We start from the raw sequence: 26,578 nt of genomic DNA, 5'->3' as shown, positions 1-26,578 counted from the left end.
GATGGCGGCGGCCAGCTCGTGCGGTGCGCAGGACTGGGTCTCGGCGTACCGCGCGATGTCGTCCAGGTGATCGAGCCATAGGGCCTGACGCATCACTCTTGGGTGGTCCAGAACCGGCTGCCACGGCACGGGTGCGGCGCCCGCGGTGAAGTCGGCCGCTCGATCGGTCAGCTCGACCAGCGTGTTGCCGTACTGCCCGACCAGCAGCGCGACATGCGGCGGAAGCGACCGGATGAGCCGTTCCCGCCGCTCGGCGGCCGGCGGGTGGGTGAGGCCTCGGTGGACGAACAGGGCACGCTCCGAGAAGTGCACCACCACGATGGCCAGCAGGGCACCGAGCCCTGTGTGCAGTTGGGTCCCCGGCCCGTGGCCGCGCCAGGCGTGCAGGATCGTCCGCAGGGCCAGCTCGTCTGCTGCGGTCTCCCACGCGGGGTCGCCGACGCAGGAGGAGACCCCGCGTGGGAGACCGCGCCGTGGCCGAGCAGGACGTGGGCATACTCGTGGGCCACCACGAAACGCAGGCAGTGTGTCAGATACCAGTCGGCGTCCGTCTGCTGCCGTTCGGTGACCGCCGGGAACGGCGTCACCGGACCTCCCAGGACACGCTGGTGCAGCGCGCTGAACCGCAGTGATGCGGTGAGCAGGCTCTCGTCCAGGCCGCTGTCGTCCTGGAAGTACCGGCGGAAGACAGTGCGCAGGGAGGCCAGGGTGGACTTCTTGGTCCTGGCGTCCGCCAGATGTTGCGCGTACAGGACCGCGAAGGCGATGAGAGCGTCGGAGACCAAAGCCAGGGCCGAACCGTCCTGGTAGCCCTTCGCCGTGGCGCTGATCGCCTGCCGGGCCACGGGACAGACCTCGAGGTTCTCTGGTGCGGCACGGTCGTACCCGAGTTCCGCCAGGGCGTCGGCCCACGGCCTCGCCGACGGTCCGGCAGCTCTCCTCTATCGGGTCTCCGCCGTGCTCGTCCCATGCCGCGAGCGTGGCCGCGAGGACCTCGGCGTACGCGTTGTCCCCGCGCGCCCGCAGGGTGTCGAGGAACCCGACGAGTTTGTCGCGCCGGCTGTACTGGATGCGGGCGCGCGACGCCTCACTCTTCATCCCGGGGCCCTCTCCGGGCCCGGGCGTTCCGTCCAACTGAGCCTCCCCCGTCGGGCGGGTGCGCTCTTCAGCCGCCCGCCTGACCGACCGCCAGATTTGCTCTCATACCATTCGCGGCATACGCGCAAACCGGTACTGGCACACGACTACGTCGAGAATCTGGGGCTGAAGAAGCGGCTCGGACGCCGAGGGGTGGCGGCGCTTCCGGCCCAGGACCACGAGTAGCCGCCAACTGGGACAGGAGCCAATTACAGTCGCCCTGCTGTGACTGAGCGCGATCCCCGGCCGGCGAGCGTCGTAGCCTGGCCTGACTGAGCGCCGGAAGCGGCCGTCAGGGCTGACGCGATGGACGTGGCAGAAGGTTTGCGAGCTGGTGGAGGCGGGACCAGCGTGCCGCTCCCAGTTCGAAGCGGTTCGGTCTCTCCGGTACCGCCGGGAGGGGACGTCGGGTACCCCGGCGGCTCACCGGCCTCGGTCCGGCAGATAGGCGTTGAGCCAGAGGTCGAGCTCGGCGAAGATGCGCTCGCGCACCTCGGGTGCCGACAGGACCAGGTCGTGCACCCCGTCCCGGACGCGCACGGTGGTGACCCGGGGGCCGAGCCGGGGGGCGAGGCGGGCGATGTCTTCGGCGCGCAGTATGCCGTCGCTTCGGAGCAGGGAGTCGTCCCACTTGGTGGTGACGGTGCTGGCGGTCGAAGCCATCACCAGGACCGGGCAGTCGATCCGCAGTCCGCGGCGCACCCGCCGCTGACCCCGTTGGATCGCCGCCAGCCACCCGGCGTAGAGCGGGAAGCCCTCGGCGGGCTTGAGGGTGAGGTCGAACTCCCAATTGCCCCGGAAGTCGCGGTGGAGACTGTGTACGTAGTACGGGTTGAGCGGTGCCGGGAGCTTGCGGGTGGCCGCGAAGCGTCCGAGGGCGTCAACGACGGGGGCGCCGAGCGTGCGTATCGGCAAGGCGGCGGGCATGGACAGGAACGGGCTGTTGAGGAAGAGCGCGTCGAGCGTCCCCTGCCCGGCCCGCCGGTCGGCGTACAGGGCGCAGATCAGGCCGCCCGTGGAGTGGCCGTTGAGCAGCAGGGTGTCGTGCCCGTCGATCTCGCGGATGATGCGGACGGCCTCGTCGAGTTCCTCGTCGTAGGCGTCGAGGTCGCTGATGAAGTTCGGCGAGTGGTGCGGGCGCAGTGAGCGGCCGTACTTGCGGAGGTCGAGTGCGTAGAAGTCGTAGCCGCGCTCGACGTAGAAGTCGGCCAGGTGGGTCTGGAAGAAGTAGTCGATGTAGCCGTGCACGTAGAGCACGGCCCGGCGGGAGCCTCCAGCCGCGGCGCCACAGGCTCCGGCCCGGCGGCGGATCAGGGTCGCGACGACCTCACCCTCGTTGTCAGCGGCGAGCGGCAGGTCGACGGCCTGATAGGGCTCGCCCAGGATGTCGGTAAGGAAGTCCACGGCGCAGACTGTAACGGGCATGCCCGCTCCAACACCGCCGGAGCCCCGTGGGGTTGGTCACTCCCGACGCGGGCGGCGATCTCGCCGCGGACAGCTGAACGGCCCCTCTGGCAGCGTCCCCGGATGGTGCCGGTACGGCGGCCGGGGGCAGCGCCCGACTCGCGGTCTGCGCAGCGAACGCAAGCCGACGGTGCGGCGGGCCAGGAGGCAGGCGACGTCGACGACGATCGGGTCGAGGCCGTCGAGCACCGGCCGCGGGTTACGCACCGTGAGGGCGACGCGCGGACTATACACCAACGTGAAGAGGCGGAACCACGGCCGAACCGGACCGGCGAACGGCTCGGACGGCCGAGTCGGCACGCGAGACAGGCCCCGCATTCCCTGCACAGTGCCGCGCGGTCGACCGGAGCCCCGGGTGTCTTCTGCCGGACCGTCAGGAGGTCGTTGCCGGGTGCGGGTCGCCGAGGTACGGGAACCTGTCCAGGGTGTCGGTGTGCGGCGTCAGACCGGTGGGCGGCGCCTCGTTCTTGGTCAGGAATGCGACGCGGATGTCGATGACGTCTTCCGTGAACGTCCGGCCATTAGGGTACGCGGCGGGCTCGGAGGGGTCGAAGTGCAGCACGTCCGGCAGGAGGCCGTGCTCGTCGAGCGCGGTGATCGCCTCCTCGGGTGTGTAGCCGCCGGTGTGGCCCAGCAGGTGGACGAACTGGTCCGTCCACCTGGCCCGGTCGTTGACCGGCTCGCTGGCGTTGTACTCCTCCTTCGTGTCGTCGGTGTTGAAGAAGCTGCTCACCGACGGGTGCCCGGCCCGGTCCACGTGGACGAGTTCGCCGTCGCGCAGGACGCTGCACCGGCCCCAGATGTGCAGCTCGGGCTTGGCGCCAGCTCCGCGGTCGGCAGTTCGATCGCCATGGAGAAGACGTTGGCCGTGCTGTTGGCGTCGACGCCGGTCCACGGGGACTGCCCGCCCAGATGGGGTGCGGTGAAATTCCGGCCGCCGCTGGTGTCGAACAGCGTCTGGATGCCGTCGGCGTCGAAGAAGAAGGCGTCACTGCGGCTGCCGGCGGCCACCTGGTAGTTGCCGCTGCTAATCACGTTGGCCTGGGGGCCGAAGGAGACGGCGGCGTCCGAAACGATCTTGGTGCCGACCGCCTCGGCCCTGCGTGACTCTGTACCGGTTGCCATGAAGACGCTGTAGGTCTGGGAGCCGTCGGCTGCCGGCGGGCTGAAGACCCAGCTGAAAGCTAGGTCGGTCAGATAGTCGCCGTCGTTGTCGATGTTCAGTCGGTACACGGCCTCGGGGTGCAGGGCATCGGCGTTGGGGTTGGCGTTGAGGATGAGCACGGTCCTGCTCGGATCGCTGGGTACCCCGAAGGCGTACAGGTCGCACAGATCGAGGCGCTGGTCACCGAGCGGCGGCCCAAGGCTGAGGCCGGTGAAGTGGTTGGACATCTCAGGCTCTTCCTCTACTTGCTCGCTGGAAAACCGCCAGAGCGCTCGAACGGCCGTTCTGCCGCTCGTGAGGTGCACCTGCGCCCGGCGGTACAGCCACGCTAGCCCGCCACAGCAGTCCGACCGTCGATGGAGAAAGCGCCGCCGTCGAGCAACCCTCGAATGGATCACCGACAGGAGCGACGATTGTGCGCCCATTGCCAGGTGGATCACGGCCTCGCCCCGACAGTCCTGATCGCCAACCGGCGCGCGGTGCGGCATCGGATTGTCGGGGCCTGGCCCCTTCGGGCAGCTCAACGGCAGGCGGGCAGGTGCTGGGCCAGGACGCGCCTGGGCCTTGGCCCAGCACCTGCCTGTCGAACTGGTCGGCCGGGTCCGCGGGGACCGCGTGATGCGGTTGGCCAAGCCGTCGCGGGTCTACGAGACCCCTGCGGTCGCCGCCCACTCGATCATTCCTCGGTCATTGTCGATTGCCTCTCGTAGGTGATCCGTACGCGTGGTTCTGTCACGCGGGCTGGATGGCGATCGTGCAGAGCCTTTTGGTCGCCCGGGTGAGGGCGACATACAGGTCGCGCTCGCCACTGGGACGGGCCGCGACGATCTCCGCCGGGCCGACGACGAGCACCGCGTCGAATTCCAGGCCGCGGGCCTCGGACACCGGAACGAGGCGCGCCCACCGTGCGATTCCGCCGCACGCCAGGTCCTCCTCCCTGGCGTCCGCGCAGATCACCGCGAGTAAGTCGCCCGGGTGCGCCGCGGCCTGGGCCCGGAGCTCCCGAGCCACGGTGGCGATGAGCGTGTGCGGGAGCGCGGTGAGGGTGCGTGGAAGGTCGCCGTGGCGGATCGACCGGCTCGGCGTCTGACTGGGGGCGATCCGCGAGAGCAGGCCCCGGGTGGTCGCCAGGATCTCCTCTGTGGTGCGGTAACCGACGGTCAGGGTGTGCATGGTGAAACGGGTGCCAAGATGCGGGCCCAGCGCCTCGGGCCAGTCACGGGCACTCGACGCCGGGCCCGCCTGGGCGAAGTCGCCCACCAGCGTCATCGACCTGGCCGGGCACCGGCGCACGATCATCCGCCACTGCATAGCGGTGAGCTCCTGGGCCTCGTCGACGACGACGTGCCCGAAAGTCCGCTCCGGCGGGCCGTACACCAGGCTCGCGGCCTCATCCAACAGCGGTACATCGGCGTCGCTCCACGGAACGACAGGAGCACGCAGCAGAAGGGACCGTTCCGCACCGGTCAGCGACGGCAGATGCGCGGCCATCGCAGGAGGGTCCGTCAGGAGGGCATGTACGACGGCTTCGGGTGTCCATCGCGGCCAGAGGGACTCGACGGCGTGGTCGACGTGGGCGTCGTCCCGGAGGTCCGCCCGAACGGCGTCCGCGTCGAACTCCTCGGCCGGTCCCACGGCCGGTGCGCCGTCGAAACCGAGGGCGCGCAGGTCGGCCTCGGCGGCCCGGTCGAGGTCCATGCCCGTGCTCTCCGCGACCTCGGCATCGATGTGCTCAAGGGCCTCCAGGGCGCCGCGTTCCAGCGCGTCGGTGACCGCGCCGACCAGGAGCTCCTTGAACACGGCCCGCGCACGGTTGTGCGCCAGGCCACTCGCCACGGCCGCATCCCGAGCGCCCGCGACGTCCGCGCTCTCCAGACGGACCCACTCCTGCCCCACACGCACGGCGAAGCCGCCGCCAGGCGCCTGCCGGGAGCGCACCAAGCCCGCCAGTGCCTCCGCCAGCACGGAACTCCCCTTGAGCCGCGCCACCTCGGGCGGCTCCATGGCGGTCGGCAGCGCCCCGGCCAGCTCCCCGCACGTCGCCAGGACCACGTCGTTCTCCCCGAGCGAGGGCAGCACCTGAGAGACGTAGTCGAGGAATCGCGCGTTCGGCGCGAGCACCAGGACACCGCGCTCGGCGGCACGCGGAAATGCGTAGAGCACATACGCCGCCCGGTGCAGCGCGACGACGGTCTTGCCCGTGCCGGGGCCGCCCTGCACCACCGTCACACCCCGATGCGGGGAACGGACGATCGCGTCCTGCTCCGCCTGCAGCGTCGCCACTGCCGCACGCATCCGCCCCGTGCGCTGCGCCTCCAGCGCCTCCGTCAACGGGCCGTCGCCCACGACGTCGTCGGCGGTAGGCGCGGAACCGTCCAGCAGCTCGTCGCTCACCGCGCCAACTGTTCGGTCCTCGACACGCAGGTGACGGCGCCGCCGCAGTCCCATCGGGTGGACGGGCGTCGCCTCATAGAAGGGCCGCGCCGCGTCCGCGCGCCAGTCGACGAGCAGCGGCAGCTCGCGGTCGTCCGCGTGCAGGCCGATCCGCCCGATGTGCAGGACGGTTCCGTCCGCGCCGTCGATCCGGCCGAAGGCCAGCCCCTCCTCGGCCCCCTCGAGCCGGCGAAGCTGCCGTGCCAGACGCTCAGCGGCGACGTCGCGCGCGTACACCTCGCCCGCGCTGTCGGCCGATGACCTCAGCACGTCCGTCAGGTGGGCCCGAACGTCCGCAAGCCGCTCGTCGAGCAGCCCGTACATGGTGGACACATGGGCCTGCTCCACCTCGACCTGGCGTGCGGCGCCGTCGTAGACGTCGTCGAACTGCGGCAACAGCCGGCCTCCTCTCGATGCGGCCCCCACTATGAGGCAAAATTTCCACGAAAGTAAGGCTTGACTTACCTGCCTGCCTCAGCCGCCCGGTCGGATTCAACCAACGGCTCTCCTCTCACGGATGCCCAGAGCGGTCCTCCAAGCCGGCGCCGGCGAGGCCCGCCTCACCGACGCCGGACTCGGCCACGCGATCCCCCACACAGATCTGGCGAGTTCTTGATTGCCGGAGCAGGGCAGGGTGCCGGCCTCCCCGTCCTTCCAGGAGCGCTCGGTATCAGCTGCTTCCTCGGCGTGCCGGGTCGCCGCGACCGGGGTGCGGGACCTGCTGCTCGGGCTCCGGTGCGTGACGCGGAATGCGAAGAAGGGGCGCCGCCGTTGGCGTTGGTTGACCGCTACGAATAGGAGCAGGCCGACGCCGGGTAGTTGAAGGCCGAACAGGTCCGCGAGCCCCGGCGAGCGCCGCACGCCCGAGTCGCCCCGCGAGCACGAGAACCGCGCGGCCGCCGAACAGCGGGCCGAGCGGGCTCTGATCCTCGTGCAGGAGCGGCGCTTCCCCGGCGCCCGGCAGATCGGCCGGCTGCTCCTGGAGCGCCGCGACGACATCGTCCTCGACAGTGGGCGACGGACTGGCTCGGCGAGATCGCCGAGACCATCGACGACCGCGACACCCCGGAGAAACGCGCACGGTGACGCACCGCTCCGCCCGGCTGACTACGGGCTTCGTACCAGGTCAGCGCCGAGTGAAGGTGGCTGGTGGACATCCTGCAACGCACACCATCTCACGCGCGATAACAGCCGATCGACGCAGCGGCCCACGTCGTCGGAAAGAGCCTCCAATTGTGACAGCGCTGTTATATTAGCGCTGTGACATCCCCAGATCCCACGGCGCTGCCCGATCCCTGGCAGTCGCTGCACGAGCTGCTGGCCGCCATGGACGCCGAGATCGAGCAGGTCTACGTCGAGCGTGGCATCAAGGGCGTGCGGCCGCGGTTCGCCTATCCGCTGATCCGGCTTGCCCACACCGGGCCACTGACTATCCGCGAGCTTGCGGAGTCCTTGGACCGCTCGCATTCCGCGATCAGCCAGACCATCGCCGCCATGCGCAAGGAGGACCTGGTCACCTCCGAGCCGGGGCCCGACGCCCGCACCCGGCGGATCGACCTGACCGAGCGCGGCCGGTCGCTGGTGCCGTTCCTGGAGGCCGAGTGGCGCGCCACCCACGCGACGGTCGCTGAGCTGGACGCAGAGATCCCGTACGCGCTGACCACCGTCGTCGAGGAGCTACGGCGGGCGCTGGAACACCGGTCGATGCGGCAGCGGATCCTCCACCACCTCGTCGAGCCACCGCGATGAGACGGCGTGTCCGGTTCCTCGACACCCGCCCGCTGCGAAGCAGCCGGCCGTTCCGCGACTTGTGGATCGGCTCCTCGGCCTCCCAACTCGGCGGGCAGATAGCCACCGTGGCGGTGCTGGCCCAGGTCTGGGACCTGACCGGCAGCCCGGTGGGCACCGGCGCCATCGGGCTCGCGACTGGCCTGTCGATGGTGCTGTTCGGGCTGCTCGGCGGCACGTCGGCCGACGCCGTTGACCGCCGTGCGGTGGTGCGGGGCACCACCGCAGGTCAACTGCTGGCCGCTGCAGGGTTGTGTGCCCAGGCTCTGGCGGACAACCGAAACGTGCTGCTGCTGCTCGCCTTGGTCGCCATAGGGACCGCCTGCAACGCGCTCGGCGCCCCTGCCCGGCGTACCTTTCCAGTCCGGCTGCTGCCGGCCGACCAGGTCGCGGCCGGTCTCGCGCTGACCAACCTCTCCTTCCAGGCAGCGATGCTGGCTGGGCCAGCGCTGGCCGGGCTGATCATCGCCCGCTGGGACTTCCCTGCCGCCTACGCCGCACAGGCCGTGGCCGTCGCGGTCTCGATGCTCGCGGTGATCCGCCTCCCGGCCATGAACCCCGAGGGCGCCGACGCGGAGGGCGGCAGGCGCCGACCGGAGCGCGGCGGCTGGCGGATCGTCCTGTGCCGCCCGACGCTTTGGGGCTCGATGGCTACCGACCTGTCCGCGACGTTGCTCGCCATGCCCATCGCACTCTTCCCGCTGGTCAACGAAATCCGCTTCGATGGCAACCCGCGGACCCTCGGCCTGTTCCTCTCGGCCGTCGCTGTCGGGGGGATCACGGCAGGCCTGTTCTCCGGCACGGTGACGCGCTGGCGCCGTGGCGGCCTGGTGCAGCTGACCGCGGCTGGCGTCTGGTGCTTGGCGCTGGCTGGCTTCGGCCTGGCCGGGTCGCTGTGGCTGGCGCTCGGCTGCCTGGCTGTGGCCGGCGCTGCCGACACCGTCTCGGTGATCACCCGCAGTGCCCTGGTCCAGTTGGAGACCCCGGATGCGTACCGGGGGCGGGTTTCCGCCGTGGAACACGTCATTGGCGTCGCGGGCCCCGAACTCGGCAACTTCCGCGGAGGCTTGCTGGCGTCGGCCACTTCCGCCCCTTTCTCTCTGGTCGTCGGGGGCCTGTCCGCCAGCTTGGCGATCGTCGCGGTGGCCGCGGTCAACGCTCCCCTCCGCGCTTACCGCACGCCGCCTCCCACGCCGTCCGCCTCCGAACCGACTGCCCCCGGAGCTGCCGACACGGCGACGGCCTCGGGCTGCGGCACACCCCCAGCAGGCGCCGCAGCCCGGGCACGTCGATGACCCCGTTGTTCAGCGGGCTGCACAAGCGTCTGGCGGCCGTGAAGGCCGGCGCCGGTGAGGTGGAGTGCCCGGTGTGCGGGGGCCGCTGGGTGGTGGGGGTCGACCGACGGTCGACGGCCGTGTACTGCTCGGCCCGGTGCAAGGTGCGGGCCTGGAGGCAGCGGAACGAACCGTACGGCGAACGGTCACAATAACCGCAGTGACGATGCCGACGAACACACTCCAGGCGCCTGATCTATGCGTCTGCGTCCACAGCGGTCGGCATCGAGGTCGGCTCGAACGCTGACTCCGGAACGGGAAACGAGCAGCTCAAAGCCCGGGGCCGGCGGTCGTGCTCATCCCGCCCCCCGGTGGGGGCGCGATGAGCACGGCATCACCGGTCATCAGGGGGATGGGAAGGCCTGACGGCTCAGCAGGGCCGTGGCGATGGCGATCTGAGCCGGCTCAAGTGCGCTTTTGCCGTCCTCGATGTCCCACAACGCGTTCTGCAGCACCCGGCCGAGTGTCCAGCTGGCCGCCCGTTGTCGGTCCAGGCCGAGTACCTCGGTCAGCAGGTCAAAACGCCGGAGCACCGCGCGTGGCACGTCTCCGGTCGCCACCACCTCATCCCACCGGTTGTCCAGCGCGGGCAGTAGATCGAACCCGGGGTCCCCGGCGAGCGGTTCAGGGTCGATGGCCAGCCATGGTTCGCGCTGCCCGGCGAGGATGTTGTCGTAGTGCAGGTCCCAGTGCAACAGGCGGTCGCCGGGTTCACCCATCAGCTCGGCCACGGCGGACGCGCAGGTGCGTACCAGCCGTTGCTCGGCCGGATCCCGAAGTGTCGGCACCGCGCGTGGCACCTGGTCGAGCATGGCGGCGGCGATGTCGGCCAGGTGCCGCAAGCCCTCCGGCGCGGGCATCGCGACCAGACGCGCCAGCAACTCGGCCAGGATCTGTAGGGCGGTGGTGTCGTCGGCCACCGACGACAGTGGCCGCGTCGCGTCCAGCCGTTCCAGCAGCTGGGTGCTGCTGTCCGGGTCGTAGTCCAGCAGGCGCACCACGCCCTTGCCGTTCCATGCCCGCAGACCGGTCGCCACCCCGGCGTTCTCCTCACTGGGCGGCTGCAGCTTAAGCACGGCAGGCGTGCCATCGGGGCAGATCACCGGCAGCACGAGCGAGGCCATGCCATGGCCGACGGGACCATCCAGCCGCAGCTCCCAACCGTCCAGGAAGTCCGCGACCAGCCCAGGCAATCCGGCCAGCCAGGCACGCCCGGTCGCGTTGCCGGGCTTGCCATACGACGCGATCAACGCATCGGGGACGTCGACGGAAAGCGACGTGTTCATGTTCGTATCTCCTTCGTGGGCTCCGGAGTCAGTGACACACGAAGGAGGTCAGGCGGTGCCCGGCGACCGGGCAGGTGTCAACGCATACCGCCAACCTACCGAACCGATCACGCCAGCTCTAGCGAAGCCAGGACCGGCACCACGCACGAATCGCAATCGGCCGCATCAAGCTTTGGAAACACGTTCTCACCGAGACGCGGACCTCGGCCCCCGAAACGGGATCGGGCACGGTCGCGTAATGGAGGTTCTCAGCGGGTCCGAACTCGTGCAGCACGACGGCGAGCATGACCGTTCCTTCCGGCAGCTCTGCAGTAGAACCCCACTCTGCGACCCCTACTCAACTTGCGGTCAAGCCTCTCCGCGCAGATCACAGGTGACCGGGCCTACGCCTTCCATCCTTGCTGCCCGCGACTTGGGATATGGAGCAGTTCGGCGAGACGGTTTCGCATGTGGCGGATGTGCGAGCAAACGGTGGCTTCCTTGATTCCCAGCTCTTGGGCTATCTCACGGGAGCTCAAGCCGTAGAGCTGCAACGCAAGTACGAGCCGTTGCGTGCTCGGCAGACGGTCAAGCAGTCCACGGATCCTCTGCAGTTCCTGGTGCTCCTCCACTGCCGCCGAAGGGTCCGGCGACGAAGGCATCAACCTCTCCAACGCCCCATCGGACCCCATGCTGGTCACGTCTACTGGGTGAGCTTGTCCCGACGCTGCTTCTGGTTGGCGTACCGGCGGACGCCCAGCCTGTGCTTGTGCTCCTGGCCGTCGCTGACGACGGGTTCGAGGTGCCCTCTCGGTACGGCCTTCTGGGCGCCCTCGCGGCGATGTACTGCTCCAGGGCCGCTACGCCCCGCTGGAAGGCTGCTGACCCTTCCCGGCGTCTTCCCGGCGCCCTTGGCCGCTGCTGAGCGGGCCGGTCAACGGGCGTCACGCCCAGCGCCGACAGCCCCCGCTGCTGCTCCTGCGACGGCTCCCCCCAGGAGTTCGCCTGTCGCTCGATCCACCTCCCCAGATCGTCGCCCTCGAAGAGCACGCCCGGCTTGATGACCGGCCGAACTCCTTCCGCGTCCACCAGGTCGGCGAGCACCCGGTGGTGCCGCTCCCAGTCCAGGGGCCAGGGGCAGTTCCAGTCCTCGTCGATGGCCTTCACCTGCTTCGTGCGGGTCTCCGCGCGCTCGGGGGCCTTGCCCAGGCCGCCTTCCGGTTGTCGCGGCATCGGTGAATGATCGGCCCCAGTTAGCGGTAACTGAATGTGAGGAGGCGCAGCCCGGTGGCTGTCAGCGGTGAGAGGCACGTACAAGGTCAACCTATCTGGGCGGTCCGCGCGGCGCGGCTATTTGACGGGTACGCATTGCGCTCGGGTCGTCCACTTGTGCTCATCGATGGCTCGCGCGTTGCAGGTGTCGATATGACTGGGGCGCATCCTTCTTCGGAACTGCGCGTTCTGGATCTCGGTGATGTCACGCTGTTGCCCGGGCTCATCGACTCCCACGTACACCTTGCCTTCGACCCCGACAACAAGTCGAAGCACGAGATGGTGAACGAAGTTGCCCACACGATCCTGGCGCGCATGCGCGTCCACGCCGGGCAACTGCGGGCGGGTGTCACCACCGTACGAGACCTCGGCGATCGCCATCATCTGGCAGTATCGCTTCGTGACCACTCTGCGGCCGGGACGGAGGTAGGCCCGGAGATTCTCGCCGCAGGACCCCCCATCACGCGGACTGGCGGGCACTGCTGGTTCTTGGGCGGCGAAGCCGACGGCATCGCCGCCGTGCAGGCCGCAGTCGAGGAGCGCATCGCACGCGGCGCCGACGTAGTCAAGATCATGGCAACCGGTGGCGTGATCACCCCCGGATGGGGGCCTCACCAGTCACAGTACACACTCGACGAACTTTCAGCGGCAACCCGAGCGGCCCATGCGCACGGCAGACCGGTCACCGTGCACGCCCACGGTCGGCAAGGAATCGCTGATGCTGTCGCAGTCGGCGTCGACGGCATCGAGCATGTCTCCTTCTTTACCGAAGACGGCGTCGAACCCGACTGGGAGACCGTTGAGGCCATGGTGCAAGCGGGCATCTTCGTCGGCGCCACCGAAGCGTGGCTCCCGGCGGGCTCGATGGTCGCACCACACATGGCCGGGCGGGTAGAGCAGCGGAGGGCGAACTTCGCACGGATGCACCGCGAGGGGGCGCAACTGGTCTGCTGCTCTGATGCCGGCGCTGGTCCTCGCAAACCCCACGGCGTGCTCCCCTACGGGATCATCAACTTTGGCTCTCTTGGCCTCACCAACGCCGAAGCCCTCGCCTCGGCCACCACCCTCGCCGCACAAGCATGCGGACTAGCCGATCGCAAAGGCAGAATCGCCACCGGCTACGACGCCGACCTCATCGCAGTAGTCGATAATCCTCTACACCACCTGGAATCGCTGCTCGACATCCGAGCCGTGATCCGAGCCGGGCGCCTCATCCACCCCACCGAACGCCAACATGGTGCTGCCGAATGACGCCTTTCAGCCGTTTCACCCGATCAGTGGCCACCCTGAAAGGGCTCTAACAGCGGCTAACACAATGAGGAGGATCGGTCTTGGTTGGCGTAGCTGTCACGGGATTTGAGCGTTCGATCCGGTGTGGAGACGTCGCCGTGGACCAGCCCGTACTTCGGGCCAGTCCCGGTCTCCCGCCGGCGGGCACCCTCGCGACGTTCGTGCCGTCCGGACCGCGCCTCCCACCGCGGCCCGAGTTCGGCGACCAACTCACCCAGGTGTCGGTCCGAGGTGCCGCAGAAGGCAGGACGGGAACATGGCCGCACGGGCCTGACTGGGCATCACAACCCAGACAGCTCGCGACCTCCCCATGTCCCCCCCCGTGACGAACATCATCAATCGCAGGTCAGCACGTCAGGATCCGCCACATTCGCTGTTGTCGCCGCCGGACCGGCACAGCGCGCCCGGGTTGATGGAAGGGGAGGTCGGGGCGGGCTGTGGGTGCGCTTTGCGGTTTGCGTCGTTTATCCCGATGACGGCCACCAGTACCAGGACTGGGCCAGCAAGGGCTTGGACGCCGATGCTGATGATGGCGCGGGCCGTGAACAAAGGGAACGCGGAGACCAGGACGATGCCGCCGACCACGGCCACGTAGGCGAAGGGGCGGGTGAGGGAGACGGACGAGTTGTCGGCTGCGGGGTCGAACATCTTGTATCCAGCCGCGTCGAGTCCGAAGACGAAAGCGATGAGGGGGGCGATGACGTCGATCACGAGCAGGCCGACTGCGAGTGCGATGTCTGCGGCCGGGTGCAACCACCTGCGCCGTTGCGGCGGCAGAGGATTGTTGGCCCCTGTATAGCGGGAGTGGCGAGTTGGCCACGGCGGGGTATTGGGGGGAGGCAGCGTGGTCATCGGTCCAGCGTCCCTCAGAAGCGGACCGGGGTCCTGAGGAGAAGTACTCAGGACCCCGGCGGGTGGTCAGTCCAGGAGCGGCGAACCGGTCAGCTTCCACGCCCGGGAACCCTTGCCCGCCGCCCTCGGTGTCGTGGATGACGGTGGCGTCCGACGAGTGCCACGGGCCCTTGTTGAGCGTGGCGGACGGAGCCGTGCACGTCCGCGCGACGACCTTCAGAATCACACACCAGCCAAACCCCAGGCCGGCACCCCCATCAATCGCGGGCCAGCCCGTAGCGGAACACCAACACAGCGCCCACGCCGAGATCACCCCTTCGATACTTGGCGGCTTGGGACACGTCCGGGAGCGGAGGGCCGACTCGGCCGGGGAGCCCAACGCCTCATCGGGCTGTTCAACCCGATCGTGCGCGAGCTCGGGGAAAACCGGTACGCGACCGCCCGTTCATCGCCCGACGCTGCCGTCTTCCGCAAGGATTTCGGGCCGGTCGAGGTCACCCCGCACGCCGAAGCCGTGGCCGCGACCCTCAACTGGTACCGCCACCGCTAGGGCGGTCGAGCAGTAGATCGCCAGCGCGGGCGAGGACCTGGGCCCGGGAGCGGCCGTCGTGGTCGGCGACGAGGAAGTGCGCGCCGATCGCCACGCAGAAGGCGAGCAGGCTGCGCGCCTCGACCTCGTCGGGATCGGCGCAGAAGGTGCCGATCATCTCGCGCAGCAGCGCCATGCGCCGGTTGTCGACCCGGCGCAACCGTTCGGCGACCGCCTCGTCGCGGCGGGCCCAGTCGCGGATCGCGAGATCGATGGGGAGCAGGCGGTCACTGGAGAAGGTGAGCACGCCCGCGCGATGGATCTTGGTCTTCGGGTCGCCGCCCTCACGCTCGACGCGATCGATCACCTCGTCGGTGCTCTCCCGCTCCCAGCTGTCCAGCATCGCCCCCAGCAGCGCGTCACGGTCGGCGAAGTAGCCGTAGAAGCCGCCCTTGGTGACGCCCAGCCGCTTCGCCAGCGCCTCCACGCGAACGGCGTCCGGGCCGCCGGCGGCCAGCGCCCGCAGCCCCTCCTCGACCCATCGCTCACGCGGGGTGCGAACCGCGCCCACCATGTGCGTCACCTCACTTCCCGGCCATATATACGTCGCCGTATACCTAGCACAGTCTCGTCTTATACGTCAGCGTATATCTCGAGGGAAGGCTGCAGTGGCAATGAGGCTCCCTGACACAGCCCACACCGATCAGCCGTGGCGGATCCACGCGCTCACCCCCGACTTTCGGCTGGAGGACGTGTGGGCCTTCCGCGCGCCCGGATCCGGACCGGACGACTTCCCGGTGATGCTCGCCGCGATGCAGGCGGCCGGCGGACCGGGGACCGGCTCCTGGCCGGTACGGTTCCTGTTCGCGGCGCGCTGGAAGCTTGGCGCCCTCTTCGGATGGGACGGACCCAGGGCGGCGCGCGTAGCGCCGTTGCGCGACCGTCTGCCGCGCGATCTCCGCGAGACCCCCGGCGGCTCGGTCGCCGGGGACTCCCCGTTGACCTTGGTGTACGAGCTCGGCAACGAGTGCGCCCGTGAGCTGGCGAACAAGACCGTCCACGCGGTCATGCACCTCGGCTGGGCCCCGGCCGCCACCGGCGGGCACGAGCTGCGGATGGCCGTCCTCGTCAAGCCCAACGGCCTGCTCGGACGCCTGTACATGGCCGCCATCGCCCCGTTCCGGCATCTCGTCGTCTACCCGGCGCTGACCCGCCAGTGGGAACGCGCGTGGCAGAACCGAAACGGCTCGGCCACGGTCCGCGGCGCCGTGGGGACGTACAACGTTCCGGCGTCCGTCCTCGCCCTCAGCTCGCTGCCTGACATCGACTACGTCGACTGGTTCACCCTCGAAACCGGCCTCGACGCGACCCCGGAGCAGTGGGCCCGGGCGATGTTCGGCGACGTCCCCAGCGCCGCCGAAAAACTGATCTGGCGCGGGTTTCTAGGTCTCCGTCTCAGCCCAGGCCGTTCCCCGCACACGGTGGGCGGCTGGCGCATCGCCGAACGCGGCGACGGCTGGATCCGTCTCGAAACCGCCTCCTGGTTCCTGAGCTGCAACCTCGTAGTCCACACCGCCGAAGGGCAGGTCTCCCTGGCCACCTACCTGCACTACGACAAACCCCTCGGCCGCCTCATCTGGCCCCCGCTCTCCGCCATCCACCGCCGCCTGGCCCCGGGCCTCCTGCACGAGGCTGCAAGAAAAGTAGCCACCATGACAGAGCCCAACCAAGAGAGCTGAGCAGGAAACCGGGACGGCGCGCGCCTGAACCGCTCCCGATCACCCTCCGTTACATTGGAGCCAGGGGCAGGTTCGGGAGGAGGATGCCGTGTGGGCCTTGCGCTCGGCTTCGGTGGCCTGGAACCGGTAGGACTCAATGTCGGACGTGGCCAGGGTGCCGGCTTCAGCTGTCGTGCCCGGCGGTTCGGCGCTGCTTGGCGCGGTGGGCGAGTGCATCGACGATGCGTTGCCATGCCGGTGATGCCTCGGAGATCCGGGACGAGACCAGCTTCAGGTATCCGGGCTGGCTGCTGTCTCGTTCGTGTTTGATCTCCCAGGCATCCAGGTCGTCGATGAGCCGGTCCAGGCGTGGATCGTGCGGATCCCAGTCGACTGATTGATCACAGGCGAGATACAGGCGCGTCGTCTCGGGGTCGTCGAAGCCGGCGTTCTTGTCCCGTATCCGCTGCGGCATGACGTGCGGGTCCAGTGCCTGCATCAGGATCCACGAGTCGCGCTCGACTCGTACCCTCCGTTCGCTGACCCCGAGACTGCGCATCCGGTTCAGGATGGCGACCACCTCGGGGGGCAGGACGAGCCTTTCGCCGCTGGCCAATTCGGCGATCCTGCGGCGGTATTCACTGAGCTGGCCGATCTTGCGCTGCAATTCGGCGTCGATGCCGGTGAGGGCCGCGGCGAATTCGGTCGGCTGTGCATGCAGCAGCGCGTCGATACGGGCCAGTGGCACCCCCGCATCGGCGAGGGTCCTGATCCGGATGAGATCCACCGCCGCTTGGGCGCTGTACCGGCGGTAGCCGGAGGCATCGCGCTCGGGCTGCAACAGGCCGAGGTGGTGGTAGTGGCGAACGGTGCGCACGGTCACGCCGGCGGTTGCCGCGAGCCGGCCGATCGTGAGCACCGTCCTCCTCGGGTCTTCGTGCAACGTGGTCGTGCCGAGTCTAGGTCGTGCCGAGTCTAGGGGCGAGCTCGGTCGACGACGTCGCGGATCGCCTGGACCACGGCATCGGGCCGGTCGAAGCAGAGCCGGTGGTGGCTGGTGTCCGAGATGACGCGTTGTTCCCCGTGCGAGACCGCGCTCACCAGAGCCGCGTCCATTCTCGTCCTGCCGTCATTCATCTCTTGCAACGTCCGCTCCGACGTCAGCGCCTGCTGGGCGGGGTCGATGCCCACCACGCTGAGAGCAACCACCGGGACGTCGGGAATGTTCGGCCCGGCCCGCAGTTCGGTGGCGAGTTCGGCCAACTTGGTGCGCTCGGCGATGCCGGAGCGGGTCCATTCGTCACTCACTTTGGCATCGATCAGCGCCTGCCGCATGTGCTCCGGGTAGTCCGCGAGCAACTCGGCGAGCATCTCGCGCAGGGCCGGGCGCATCTGTTCCAGCTGCTCCCGATCAGGTGCCATCTGCTCGACCGCTGCCAGACCCGCCGCAGGAGGCATGAAGTCGTCCCAGTCGCGCTGAAAGGCGTCCAACCAGACCAGCCCGGCCACGTCTTGGGGGTACAGCTGCGCGAACCGATGCGCGTAGAAGCCGCCGAGGGAGTGCGGCACCAGAACGTATGGGGCGGCGATGTTCTGGGTGCGCAGCAGCTCGCGCAGTTCCGTGGCGACCGCGGCGGCAGTGCGCGGCAGCGGGAGGGGATCGCTGTAGCCCGTGCCGCCGCGGTCGTACACCACGGCGGTGGTGAACTGCGAAATCCCCTGCTGGACACCGAAATAGTCCAGGCCGACCGCGCTGGCGCCCGGCAGGAACACCACGGCGGGTCCGCCGCTGCCCGACCGATGCACGAAAATGCGGCGGCCGTCGATCTCCTGGAACCCGCCGATCGGCGGAGCGAGCCGAGCCGAGGAAGTGCTGTAGTTCGTCATGCGGCCAGGCTCCAACCCTGACCTAGGGTCAGGGTCAACCCCTTGCGTCGCTGCACCCAGAAGCGTTGCGCAGTACGCGCCCTCTGCCGGCGTGACGTACGCCACGACCTGGCTCGACACGCTGCCGAGCAGTACACCGCTGGGGCCGCGCGTTCGGCCTCAACCGCTCACCACGCCCGGACAATCCCGACTCCCGCCCGCCGAGCACCCTCGGACACCCGGCCAGCGTAGGGCTCAACAGCGACTCAAATCCCGGCTCCGGCACGTACTTATCGGCCGTAAGCGGCAATTTCGGTGAGCAGCGCATGCGGCATGCGCGTCCCGTCGGGTCCGGGCATGGTGCGGGCGACCTCGATGTGCTGCTCGGGAAGCAGGCAAGGCGGCGCTCTGCTGTGCGGCGAGCGCGGAGACTCCGGGCCGGCGAGTACCGTCAGAGGTGACGGCCGGCCACTCCAGCAGACCGAGGCGTGATTGCTGCGGACGCGGTCGAGGACGCCAGCGGCGCGGGCAGCTTCCATGAACAGCCACATCGCCAGGGCGCCGTCCTTTCCGCCCGACAGCTGCGGGGCGAGCAGGTCGTAGTCTCAGCCAGGTCGGGAACGGCAGCGTGGGTAACGGTGCCCTCCGGCGCGGTGGCGTAGTGGTGCATCAGGTACCTCCGGGCAGGGCGAAGAGCCGGGGCACCGGTGTCTGTGGCGACCGGTGCCACCGGCTGCGAGGTGCGGGTGGTCAGAACGGGGCGCCGGAGCCGGCCATGCTCGGCTCGGCTACTCTCGGCGCCACTGACGTTCACTCTGCGATCCGGGCAGACTGCAACTGAATCGTCACCGGGAGACGCCAACGCATGAAGACGCCACCATCGCCGCCTGGAGCGGAGCGGACTGACGAATCAGCCGTCCAGATCGGCGCTCTCGTTCCGCTGACTCGGCCTGGCTGGGTCGAGGCAGGCCAACACTTGCTCGCTGGACTCGAGCTGGCCGTTCGCGAAGTCAACGACGCCGGCGGGATCGTCGGAAGACCACTCGAGCTGGTGGTCCGAGACACCGCGGCTGATCCACAGAGGGCCGCGGCGGCCGTAGATGAATTGGCTCGCCTGGGCGTGGCTGCCTTGGCGGGGGAGTATCACAGCGTCGTCGCTCGCGCCGCTGCTGCCAGGGCCGACGCCCTCGGCCTGCCGTTCCTCTGCTCGTCAGCGGTTCTCGACGCACTCACCGAACAGCCAACGGAATGGGTCGCGCGCCTCGCCCCGGCGCAGTCCCGCGGCTGGCAGATCTACGCTGACTTCCTCCTCGGCGCGGGCTACAGTCGGATCGCCGTAGCAGCCGAGTCGAGTGTCTACTGGGCATCTGGGGCCCGCATTCTGCGGGACTACCTCGCTCCACGCGGCGGCACCGTCATCGAACTCGACATGCGCGCGCTCGCCCCCACGGCGGTGTGCGACGAACTCGTCGACCATCGCGCGACAGCCCTCCTTCTTCTCGTCGGCCACCCGGAGCCGGCAGTGTCGATCGTCAAGTCTGTCCGCCGCGACCAGCGTCTCGCCGAGATCATGATTGGTGCTCCGGCCGGGCAACCGGAGTTCGCCGAATGGGCGACGTTGCTGGGCGACGACAGCGCCGCGATCCCGTTCCTGCGCTACCTGCCCGAGCGCCTCAGCCCACTCGGTGCACGAGTCGAGACGGCCCTCCGCGGCCGGCTGGCCGAAGCGCCCTCCTTCGTCGCCTTCGAGGGCTACGACACGGTCGCCGTCCTCGCCGATGTGCTGCGTTCTCACGGCGCGGACCGGGCGCGCACTGCCCCATCCTGGCCGCGCGTTGCAGTCGAAGGCACCCGAGGGCAGATCCAGTTCTCCCGCACGCCAGGCATCAGCGTTTGGCAATGGGCTTGGACGCCAATCCAAGTCGTTGATCGAGATCCGGCGGAACCCGATCGCTTTCGGATCCTTCACGCCGGCTGAGAGAGCACGGAGGTCCGACTGCCCAGATCTGTCCGAACTTGAGGCTGCTGTCTACCTGTCTACGTGTCAAGACGGGCTCGCAGCGTCGAGGCTGGGGCCCCGACCGCATTCTCGGACTATCGCGCGGCAGCCGGCGCCAGCCCGGAGCAGCCCGCAGAAGGCCGGCAGTCGGACCGGCATCAAGATCAATCTCAGCGCCAACCACGGTTCCATTGATCCTACCGACGCCGTGGCTCTGCCGAGGAGGGGGGAGGCGGACAAGCGCCCTCGGGGTCGCTCCGCCCGCTGGGGTGCGGAGCGACCCCCGAAGGTCATGGGCAGGCGCGTCAGAGGGTGAGGAGCACCTTGGTGGCGCGGCGCTCGTCCATGGCCTTGTAACCCTCTGCTGCCTGGTCGAGGGGGAGGGTGAGGTCGAAGACCTTGCCGGGGTCGATCTTGCGGTCCCAGATGAGCTGGATCAGCTCGGGCAGGAACCGGCGCACCGGGGCGGGGCCGCCCTCCACGTGGATGCCGGCGAAGAACAGGTCGATGCCCTGGATCGTGACGTCATAGTTGACGCCGACGAAGCCCATGTGCCCGCCCGGCCGGGTGGCGCCGATCGCCTGCATGGTGGCCTTCTGGGTCCCGACGGCCTCGACCACCGAGTGCGCGCCGAGCCCGCCCGTGAGTTCCTTGATCTTCGCCACGCCCGCGTCACCGCGCTCGGTGACGATGTCGGTCGCGCCGTAGAAGCGGGCCAGCTCCTGCCGCTGGGGGTGGCGGGACATCGCGATGATCCGCTCCGCGCCCAGCTGCTTGGCGGCAAGGACAGCCATCAGGCCGACGGCGCCGTCGCCGACCACCGCGACCGTCTTGCCGGGGCCGGCCTGGGCTGCGACGGCCCCGTACCAGCCGGTGCCGAGCACGTCGGAGGCGGCCAGCAGCGACGGGATCAGCTCCGGATCGGGCTGCCCCGGCGTGGCCACCAGAGTGCCGTCCGCGTGGGGGATGCGGGCCTTCTCGGCCTGGGTGCCGACCGTCTGCGCCACGAATTCCCGGTGCACGCAGCCGGACTGGTAGCCCGAGCGGCAGATCTCGCAAGTGTTGTCGGAGATGACGAACGAGCCGACGACGAAGTCACCGACCTTGACGTTCTTCACCTCGGAGCCGACTTCCTCGACGACGCCCACGTACTCGTGCCCCATGACTTGGTGGTCGGCGGGCTCGACCCCGCGGTAGGGCCACAGGTCCGACCCGCAGACGCAGGTCGTGGTCAACCGGACGATGGCGTCGGTGGGCTCGATGATCTTCGGATCCTCGCGCTCCTCCACTCGGACGTCGCCGGCCGTGTACATCACCACTCCACGCATGTGTGCGTCTCCTTGTCTGGTGTGTTGGCGCCTGCCTGCGCCGATTCGCACGAGATCAGGAAGCCACGGAAACGCCCGTGGCTTCCTTGGCCCTCGGCCGTCCCACCGCCGAGCCCACCGGGAGGGCGTAACGAGAGTCGTGAGTGCGGGTGTGCATCCCAGGCAACCGGCTCCCTCACTGGCCAGGAAGCTGGCGTTTATGGGGGTACAAGCTCCACCTCCCTTACCTGCGGCTCGCGCCTACCGTGGAGGGCATGGACCAGCGACCCGACAACCGCTCCGAGGTCCGGGACTTCCTCGCCACCCGGGCGCGCCGAGAACACCCCGGAGCAGGCCGGGCTGCCCACCAGCGGCCGGCGCCGGGTCCCGGGGCTGCGGCGCGAGGAGGTCGCGGTCCTCGTCCGCGTTCGTCCGCGGTCTCGCTACTCGGGGGCGTCCGGGTCGCGCAGCGGGCGCAGGCCCGGGCCGGGGCCGCTGGCTTTGATGTTGAACTGGTAGCGGCCCAGGAAGTTGATGTGCCGGTCCTTGAGCGGGGAGAGCCTGGCGACGTCCTCGTCCTTGATCTCGTGGCCCTCGGCGCGGAGCTGGGCGACAGCGGCGTCCAGGTAGCGCGTATTCCACAGGACCACGGCGTTGAGGACCAGGCCGAGGGCGGCGAGCTGCTTCTTCCTGGCCCTCGCGATACGCCCGGCGGATCTGGCCGCGGCCGCCGTGGCAGATCGCGCAGCGCGGGCCAGGCGGTGGCGGGACTCCTGGACGGTGAGCTGTCGGTTCATCAGCCGGCGGTAGGCGTCGTGTCGTCGACCGGGTCGACCAGGGCGAGCAGGTGCATGGTCTTGTCGGATGCGGGGGCCGTACTCGGCGCATGCCTGCCCCAGCGGGGTGGGGTGGCCCTCGCGGCGGAACATCCGCAGCAGGTCGTAGGTGCGGACCTGGTTGGTGATGAGTGATCCGGCGACGCGGAGCATGGTGCTGCCGATGGCCTGGCCCGCGAAGTCAAGGCACGCAGATGACTGGACGGGGCGATTAGTCGGCCGTCATGGCGCGGTGAACACTCTCGCGGAGCAGGGCGCGACGCCGCTCGTGCAGTTCGGGGGGTTCCTGTGCGATCGCCGCGTAGACATTGCTGACCGGTGATCACGTCATGGAGATGGCAATATGCATGGCCATCACGCCGAACGGGTCTTCCTGGCGTACCAGGCCGGCAGCTTGGGCCTCGGCGATAGCGCGCAGTTTGTGGTCGTCGAGGCGGTCGGGGTTCGTCGACCAGGTGGCCGGCGGAGCGACAGTGCGGGGAACGGCAGTACGGGGAACGGCGTCACAGAAGAACGGCGGTACAGAACTCCTCATCACCAACGACCGGCCCCACCGGGACACTGAAGGAATGGACACACCGATGAAACCCCCCACGGAAACCCCTACCACGCTGGGCGAGCAGCTCCTGCTCCTCTCGCTGGACGACGAGTCCGGCACTGCGAAGGAGTCGGCGAAGGTGGCCCTGGCGATCTCCGCGGCCTCGTTGGTGGAATGCGCGCTGGCCGGCCGGATCGACGTGACCGACGACAAGGTCACGGTCGTCGATGCGACGCCGCTGGGCGAGCCCGCCCTCGACACCGCACTCGCCGCCATCGTCGGCAAGGACCAGCCGGGCAGGACCAAGGACTGGATCAACCAACTGAAGACGGACGCGGTGGCCCGGGCGAACACGGGCCTGATCGAGAAGGGGCTGGTCCGGGAGGAGAAAAAGAAGGTGCTCGGCCTCTTCCCCGTGCGCCGCTATCCGGAGGCCGACGGCTCAGTGGAGACGGCGGTACGGCAGCGCCTCGACGCGGTCGTCCTCCGGGGTGCGACGCCGGACGAGCGTACAGCGAGCCTGGTGGCCCTGCTGCACGGAGCGAAACTGCACCGCCTGGCCTTTCCGGACGCCGACGCACGCCGGGTCGAGGCGGCCATGGAATCGATCTCACACGGCCAGTGGTCCGCGACGGCGGTGCGCCACGTCGTGAAGGCCGCGGAGGACGCGCTGACGGCGATCATCGCGGTGACGGTGACGACGACGGTCATCGCGGGCAGCTGACGGCGAAGCGGCGCCGCCGTCCTGGTCCGTCGGGCACGGTGGCGTCGCCCGCGCCAGGTTGAGGCGTGGGCGTCCCCCTGACCGGTGCTGTAGGGGCAGGAGCGTCAGGTCGTCGTAGTGGCTGATCAGACGCAGGGTGTCGCCGACCAGGCTCCTGGCAGCGAGGCGCCTATCGCAGGTACTGGATGGGACTGCAGTCGCTGTACGGGGTCTCGGTGTCGCGGCAGATCTTCACCCCAGGTCGTCCCCAGACCGCCCGGCTTCTCGAAGCGGACCGGAACTGAGCCGGCACTGCACTGCGTACCCATCTTGAACGGCGGCCCCACGGTCATGTCCGCCGTCCACTGGATCCAGACCGTGTAGCACCCGGAACCGGTGTTGCGGAGCTCGCCCTCGACAGCGAGCCCCGGGCCGGACAAACCTCCCATCTCCATGGGTCGGGTCGTTCCCGACGCGTCGGCCGTTCCATGGGAAGCGGACCATCCCCCGGGCCGCGACGGCTGACGGGCCGTAGGCCACGAGAGTCAGGGAGAGACCACCCCCGCGCACGCGAGCCCAGCCCTCGCACAAACGGTGGGCGTTCCGGTGCGGGTGCAGAACTCGGCGGACCGCAGGGTATGGCTGGGCCAGGCGTCGGCGTCGCTCGGCGCGGGGCCAAGGACCTCGTTCAGGGCCTGCCGAGGGCTTCCCTTCGGGAGGTCTTGGAGCCGATGGTGGCGCGGCTGTGGTCGTCGAGGCACACGGCGCTGGCGTCTTCCTCAGCTTCATCCGGGCGTCGCAGCATCCGGTGGATCGCCCGACTCGTTCGAGTGAGTGGTGCAGCGGTGATGAGATCGCCGACGATACCTGGCGCAGTACGGTGGCCGCTTCCGACGAGGTGGGAACCGGCTGCAGGACCTGCACGCCGGTCTTACCTGCGTCTGGAGATCGTCAAGTACGTCGACTGATGAAATCGAGGAGACTGGGGTCTGCTCATGAGTCCAGACATCGGCTCCCGAAGAGGGCCGGAGACGGCCGACTCGGGAGGCAGCCAGTTGAGGATCGCTGGCGGGCTCATGGTCGTGGGCCTCCTTCTCAATGCCGTAGTGACGGCAGTTTTTCACCCGTCGGGAGAGGAAGACGACCACCAGGCGATCTTTACCGAGTACGCCGACAGCGGCGCCTGGGTTGCGGTTCATCTTGGCCAGTTCGTTGGCGTCCTCACCGCGCTGGGTGTTTTGTTCTTTACCGCGCCATGCGAGGTGCCGGCCGGGCTCCTCTGCCGGCGCATCTCGCGGCCGCGGCGACCGTTGCAACCGCTGCGATCTGGGCCGTTCTGCAGGGCCTTGACGGCGTGGGGCTGAAAGAGGCGGTCGATGCCTGGGACAGCGCGTCCGGGGCGGAGAAGCCGATCCGCTTTGCCAGTGCCGAGACGGTGCGCTGGCTCGAATGGGGGTTCCAGAGCTATTTCCGCATCCTGCTCGGGTTGACCTTCGCGCTGTTTGGGGCTGCGATTCTCGCTGGTCGTCTGGTCGCCGGCTGGCTGGGCTGGGCCGCCGTTCTCGCGGGCCTCTTCTATGTGGTGATTGGGGTGGACGTGGGTTACAGCGGTCTGGCCAGTGGGCTTCAGGATGCCCTGGGTATCGCCTTCTTGGTCGTCGTCCTGGCCTTCGCCTTCGGGGTGCTCGCCACCGGAATGCGCGAGCGCGGCCAGCACCCGGCTTGACCCAGGCGTCGGCGGTCGCCCGCACACCTCACCCCGACCGTGCGCTCGAATGATTGAGGCGATCGCTGCACGCGCCCCGCCGACGACGCGAATACCGCACCGGGCGCTCGCTGCCCTGGCAGCGGGCCAGGTCGTAGGCGGGGCAGCCACAGATCCGCCTGAGCCCTCGGGCGCGGGGCATCCGGCGCGACGGCGGGACCGGGGCTGACGTTGACACAGCACGCCACGCACCAGGAGAACGAGCCGATGAACAACAGCAGCGGCAAGCACACCGGACACGCCACAGCGCTCCCGGGAGGACTGCAGGTCTCCCAGGACGGCTACACCCTCGACCTGAAGACCCCGCGCATCACGGCCGGCCAGGAAACCTGTCTGCGCTTCGTCATCAAGGACGACACGGGGAAGGCCGTCACCGACTACACCAAGACCCATGGCAAGGATCTGCACCTCATTCTTGCCTCACACGACCTCAACACCTTCCGCCACGTGCACCCCACGCTCGGCTCCGACGGGACCTGGAGCATCCCCGTCGACCTGCCCGCGGCAGGCGACTACCGCGTGTTCGCCGACTTCACCCCGGCCAAGAAGGGCGCCGACGCCCTGACCCTCGGCGCCGACCTCGCGGTCGCCGGTTCCTACCAGCCCCGGGACCTGCCCACTCAAAAGACCACGGCCGAGGTCGACGGCTACACCGTCACCCTGGACGGCGCGCTCACAGCCGGCTCGATGAGCGAACTGACGCTGAGCGTGGCCAAGGACGGCACACCTGTCACCGACCTCGAGCCCTACCTCGGCGCCTACGGCCACCTCGTCGTCCTGCCCTCCGGAGATCTCGCCTACCTCCACGTACACCCCGAAGGCCAGCCCGGCGACGGCACCACCAGACCCGGCCCCGACATCTCCTTCATGGCCACCGCTCCCAGCAACGGCGCCTACCGGCTCTTCCTCGACTTCAAGCATGAAGGTACGGTCCGCACCGCCGCCTTCACCATGCACACCTCCACCACCGGCACCGGCACCGGGCACAGCGACCACAGCGGCGCCGGACACCACTGACCTCAATCTTGCTCAGGACGGGTGACGGCCGCTCACCGCGGTTGCTTCGCGGTGAGCCTGGGGTGGGCAGCGGCGATGGGTTACTCGCAACGTTCCTGCAGACGCTCAAAGAAGGGCTCGCCTCGCTCCTGACCTGCTGCCTAGGGCCTGTCCGACGGGTCAGGCCCTGGTGCCTGTCCAACAGGGCTTCGGGCTTGCGCTTTCCGTTGCGGCAACTTCTACGGTCATGTGTGTGGCCGGAGAGACCGGCCCGGCGAGGGAGGCACCGGCAATGGCGATGGCCTGGTCGATCGCGGAGGT

23 protein-coding genes and 1 pseudogene are annotated in these 26,578 nt (G+C 69.2%); 10 read left to right on the top strand and 14 right to left on the bottom strand.

What is annotated here, in order from left to right:
• From ACTWQE_RS26635 to ACTWQE_RS26615, 5 genes are all read right to left on the bottom strand, one after another.
• A partial coding sequence (locus ACTWQE_RS26635) for a hypothetical protein (protein ID WP_443331596.1) occupies positions 1-318 on the bottom strand: 318 nt, incomplete at its 3' end.
• A gap of 1,242 nt (positions 319-1,560) precedes the next feature.
• Positions 1,561-2,541 (bottom strand): alpha/beta fold hydrolase, encoded by a 981-nt coding sequence (locus ACTWQE_RS26630; protein WP_443331595.1) that lies wholly within the window; start codon positions 2,539-2,541, stop codon positions 1,561-1,563.
• 433 nt (positions 2,542-2,974) lie between these two features.
• Entirely contained in the window at positions 2,975-3,334 is a 360-nt protein-coding gene (locus ACTWQE_RS26625) for a hypothetical protein (RefSeq protein WP_443331594.1), read from the bottom strand.
• Positions 3,331-3,993 carry a DUF4331 family protein gene (locus ACTWQE_RS26620; protein ID WP_443331593.1) on the bottom strand — a complete coding sequence of 221 codons (663 nt, stop codon included), beginning with the start codon at positions 3,991-3,993 and terminating at the stop codon, positions 3,331-3,333. The genes ACTWQE_RS26625 and ACTWQE_RS26620 overlap by 4 nt, the downstream gene beginning before the upstream one ends.
• A gap of 505 nt (positions 3,994-4,498) precedes the next feature.
• Positions 4,499-6,523 (bottom strand): HelD family protein, encoded by a 2,025-nt coding sequence (locus tag ACTWQE_RS26615; RefSeq protein ID WP_443331599.1) that lies wholly within the window; start codon positions 6,521-6,523, stop codon positions 4,499-4,501.
• A gap of 936 nt (positions 6,524-7,459) precedes the next feature.
• Here ACTWQE_RS26615 and ACTWQE_RS26610 point away from each other — a divergent pair.
• Positions 7,460-7,948, top strand: a complete 489-nt coding sequence (locus ACTWQE_RS26610) for a MarR family winged helix-turn-helix transcriptional regulator (protein WP_443331592.1) — start codon at positions 7,460-7,462, stop codon at positions 7,946-7,948.
• Positions 7,945-9,282, top strand: a complete 1,338-nt coding sequence (locus ACTWQE_RS26605; RefSeq protein ID WP_443331591.1) for an MFS transporter — start codon at positions 7,945-7,947, stop codon at positions 9,280-9,282. The genes ACTWQE_RS26610 and ACTWQE_RS26605 overlap by 4 nt, the downstream gene beginning before the upstream one ends.
• A gap of 383 nt (positions 9,283-9,665) precedes the next feature.
• On the opposite strand, the gene ACTWQE_RS26600 is transcribed toward ACTWQE_RS26605, so the two are convergent.
• On the bottom strand, positions 9,666-10,607 hold the full coding sequence (locus tag ACTWQE_RS26600; protein ID WP_443331590.1) for an aminoglycoside phosphotransferase family protein: 942 nt from the start codon (positions 10,605-10,607) through the stop codon (positions 9,666-9,668).
• Between the two features lie 383 nt (positions 10,608-10,990).
• The gene (locus ACTWQE_RS26595; RefSeq protein WP_443331598.1) at positions 10,991-11,248 is read right to left on the bottom strand and encodes an RNA polymerase sigma factor; all 258 of its coding nucleotides are present in this window, start codon (positions 11,246-11,248) and stop codon (positions 10,991-10,993) included.
• Positions 11,249-11,975: 727 nt separating this feature from the next.
• Here ACTWQE_RS26595 and ACTWQE_RS26590 point away from each other — a divergent pair.
• Positions 11,976-13,109, top strand: a complete 1,134-nt coding sequence (locus tag ACTWQE_RS26590) for an amidohydrolase family protein (RefSeq protein WP_443331589.1) — start codon at positions 11,976-11,978, stop codon at positions 13,107-13,109.
• Between the two features lie 393 nt (positions 13,110-13,502).
• On the opposite strand, the gene ACTWQE_RS26585 is transcribed toward ACTWQE_RS26590, so the two are convergent.
• Positions 13,503-14,000 (bottom strand): DUF6234 family protein, encoded by a 498-nt coding sequence (locus tag ACTWQE_RS26585; protein ID WP_443331588.1) that lies wholly within the window; start codon positions 13,998-14,000, stop codon positions 13,503-13,505.
• 406 nt (positions 14,001-14,406) lie between these two features.
• On the opposite strand from ACTWQE_RS26585, the gene ACTWQE_RS26580 reads away from it, so the two are divergent.
• On the top strand, positions 14,407-14,550 hold the full coding sequence (locus ACTWQE_RS26580) for a hypothetical protein (protein ID WP_443331587.1): 144 nt from the start codon (positions 14,407-14,409) through the stop codon (positions 14,548-14,550).
• Here the strand turns inward: ACTWQE_RS26580 and ACTWQE_RS26575 are convergent.
• On the bottom strand, positions 14,528-15,103 hold the full coding sequence (locus ACTWQE_RS26575; protein WP_443331586.1) for a TetR/AcrR family transcriptional regulator: 576 nt from the start codon (positions 15,101-15,103) through the stop codon (positions 14,528-14,530). The genes ACTWQE_RS26580 and ACTWQE_RS26575 overlap by 23 nt on opposite strands.
• A 100-nt stretch (positions 15,104-15,203) precedes the next feature.
• Here ACTWQE_RS26575 and ACTWQE_RS26570 point away from each other — a divergent pair, with 100 nt between their 5' ends.
• The gene (locus ACTWQE_RS26570; RefSeq protein ID WP_443331585.1) at positions 15,204-16,268 is read left to right on the top strand and encodes a DUF2867 domain-containing protein; all 1,065 of its coding nucleotides are present in this window, start codon (positions 15,204-15,206) and stop codon (positions 16,266-16,268) included.
• A 163-nt stretch (positions 16,269-16,431) separates the two neighbouring features.
• Here ACTWQE_RS26570 and ACTWQE_RS26565 read toward each other — a convergent pair whose 3' ends face one another.
• On the bottom strand, positions 16,432-17,166 hold the full coding sequence (locus ACTWQE_RS26565) for a MerR family transcriptional regulator (protein WP_443331584.1): 735 nt from the start codon (positions 17,164-17,166) through the stop codon (positions 16,432-16,434).
• Between the two features lie 56 nt (positions 17,167-17,222).
• Positions 17,223-18,134, bottom strand: coding sequence for an alpha/beta fold hydrolase (locus ACTWQE_RS26560; RefSeq protein ID WP_443331583.1), 912 nt, complete (start codon positions 18,132-18,134; stop codon positions 17,223-17,225).
• 844 nt (positions 18,135-18,978) lie between these two features.
• Between ACTWQE_RS26560 and ACTWQE_RS26555 the strand changes: the two genes are divergently transcribed.
• Complete coding sequence (locus ACTWQE_RS26555) at positions 18,979-20,091, top strand: ABC transporter substrate-binding protein (protein ID WP_443331582.1); 1,113 nt, start codon at positions 18,979-18,981, stop codon at positions 20,089-20,091.
• Between the two features lie 326 nt (positions 20,092-20,417).
• On the opposite strand, the gene ACTWQE_RS26550 is transcribed toward ACTWQE_RS26555, so the two are convergent.
• From ACTWQE_RS26550 to ACTWQE_RS26540, 3 genes and pseudogenes are all read right to left on the bottom strand, one after another.
• The gene (locus ACTWQE_RS26550) at positions 20,418-21,440 is read right to left on the bottom strand and encodes a zinc-dependent alcohol dehydrogenase family protein (RefSeq protein WP_443331581.1); all 1,023 of its coding nucleotides are present in this window, start codon (positions 21,438-21,440) and stop codon (positions 20,418-20,420) included.
• A 422-nt stretch (positions 21,441-21,862) separates the two neighbouring features.
• Positions 21,863-22,408, bottom strand: coding sequence for a Tn3 family transposase (locus ACTWQE_RS26545; RefSeq protein ID WP_443331580.1), 546 nt, complete (start codon positions 22,406-22,408; stop codon positions 21,863-21,865).
• Positions 22,409-22,466: 58 nt separating this feature from the next.
• A pseudogene (locus tag ACTWQE_RS26540) lies at positions 22,467-22,725 on the bottom strand (TetR/AcrR family transcriptional regulator); the annotation flags it as partial.
• Positions 22,726-22,824: 99 nt separating this feature from the next.
• Between ACTWQE_RS26540 and ACTWQE_RS26535 the strand changes: the two are divergent.
• The 4 genes from ACTWQE_RS26535 (at position 22,825) to ACTWQE_RS26520 (ending at position 26,278) form a co-directional block, all read left to right on the top strand.
• Positions 22,825-23,517, top strand: a complete 693-nt coding sequence (locus tag ACTWQE_RS26535) for a GOLPH3/VPS74 family protein (protein ID WP_443331597.1) — start codon at positions 22,825-22,827, stop codon at positions 23,515-23,517.
• A 974-nt stretch (positions 23,518-24,491) separates the two neighbouring features.
• The gene (locus ACTWQE_RS26530; protein WP_443331579.1) at positions 24,492-24,860 is read left to right on the top strand and encodes a hypothetical protein; all 369 of its coding nucleotides are present in this window, start codon (positions 24,492-24,494) and stop codon (positions 24,858-24,860) included.
• Positions 24,851-25,222, top strand: a complete 372-nt coding sequence (locus tag ACTWQE_RS26525; protein WP_443331578.1) for a hypothetical protein — start codon at positions 24,851-24,853, stop codon at positions 25,220-25,222. The genes ACTWQE_RS26530 and ACTWQE_RS26525 overlap by 10 nt, the downstream gene beginning before the upstream one ends.
• A gap of 246 nt (positions 25,223-25,468) precedes the next feature.
• Entirely contained in the window at positions 25,469-26,278 is an 810-nt protein-coding gene (locus ACTWQE_RS26520) for a hypothetical protein (protein WP_443331577.1), read from the top strand.
• Positions 26,279-26,578 lie beyond the last annotated feature (300 nt).

The sequence above is a fragment of the Streptomyces sp. 8N706 genome, from assembly GCF_052245415.1.
Taxonomy (GTDB): domain Bacteria; phylum Actinomycetota; class Actinomycetes; order Streptomycetales; family Streptomycetaceae; genus Streptomyces.
The sequence above is the reverse complement of the archived record's forward strand: the minus strand, read 5'-3'. Positions and strand labels throughout refer to the sequence as shown.

What these genes read in the sequence shown, in the direction of transcription:
- ACTWQE_RS26520 (WP_443331577.1), top strand. Translation starts at nt 25,469, where the DNA reads ATGAACAACAGCAGCGGCAAGCACACCGGACACGCCACAGCGCTCCCG.
- ACTWQE_RS26575 (WP_443331586.1), bottom strand. Translation starts at nt 15,103, where the DNA reads ATGGTGGGCGCGGTTCGCACCCCGCGTGAGCGATGGGTCGAGGAGGGG.
- ACTWQE_RS26600 (WP_443331590.1), bottom strand. Translation starts at nt 10,607, where the DNA reads ATGAACACGTCGCTTTCCGTCGACGTCCCCGATGCGTTGATCGCGTCG.
- ACTWQE_RS26615 (WP_443331599.1), bottom strand. Translation starts at nt 6,523, where the DNA reads ATGTACGGGCTGCTCGACGAGCGGCTTGCGGACGTTCGGGCCCACCTG.
- ACTWQE_RS26585 (WP_443331588.1), bottom strand. Translation starts at nt 14,000, where the DNA reads ATGACCACGCTGCCTCCCCCCAATACCCCGCCGTGGCCAACTCGCCAC.
- ACTWQE_RS26570 (WP_443331585.1), top strand. Translation starts at nt 15,204, where the DNA reads ATGAGGCTCCCTGACACAGCCCACACCGATCAGCCGTGGCGGATCCAC.
- ACTWQE_RS26530 (WP_443331579.1), top strand. Translation starts at nt 24,492, where the DNA reads ATGAGTCCAGACATCGGCTCCCGAAGAGGGCCGGAGACGGCCGACTCG.
- ACTWQE_RS26605 (WP_443331591.1), top strand. Translation starts at nt 7,945, where the DNA reads ATGAGACGGCGTGTCCGGTTCCTCGACACCCGCCCGCTGCGAAGCAGC.
- ACTWQE_RS26550 (WP_443331581.1), bottom strand. Translation starts at nt 21,440, where the DNA reads ATGCGTGGAGTGGTGATGTACACGGCCGGCGACGTCCGAGTGGAGGAG.
- ACTWQE_RS26545 (WP_443331580.1), bottom strand. Translation starts at nt 22,408, where the DNA reads ATGCTCCGCGTCGCCGGATCACTCATCACCAACCAGGTCCGCACCTAC.
- ACTWQE_RS26620 (WP_443331593.1), bottom strand. Translation starts at nt 3,993, where the DNA reads ATGTCCAACCACTTCACCGGCCTCAGCCTTGGGCCGCCGCTCGGTGAC.
- ACTWQE_RS26560 (WP_443331583.1), bottom strand. Translation starts at nt 18,134, where the DNA reads ATGACGAACTACAGCACTTCCTCGGCTCGGCTCGCTCCGCCGATCGGC.
- ACTWQE_RS26535 (WP_443331597.1), top strand. Translation starts at nt 22,825, where the DNA reads ATGGACACACCGATGAAACCCCCCACGGAAACCCCTACCACGCTGGGC.
- ACTWQE_RS26555 (WP_443331582.1), top strand. Translation starts at nt 18,979, where the DNA reads ATGAAGACGCCACCATCGCCGCCTGGAGCGGAGCGGACTGACGAATCA.
- ACTWQE_RS26595 (WP_443331598.1), bottom strand. Translation starts at nt 11,248, where the DNA reads ATGCCTTCGTCGCCGGACCCTTCGGCGGCAGTGGAGGAGCACCAGGAA.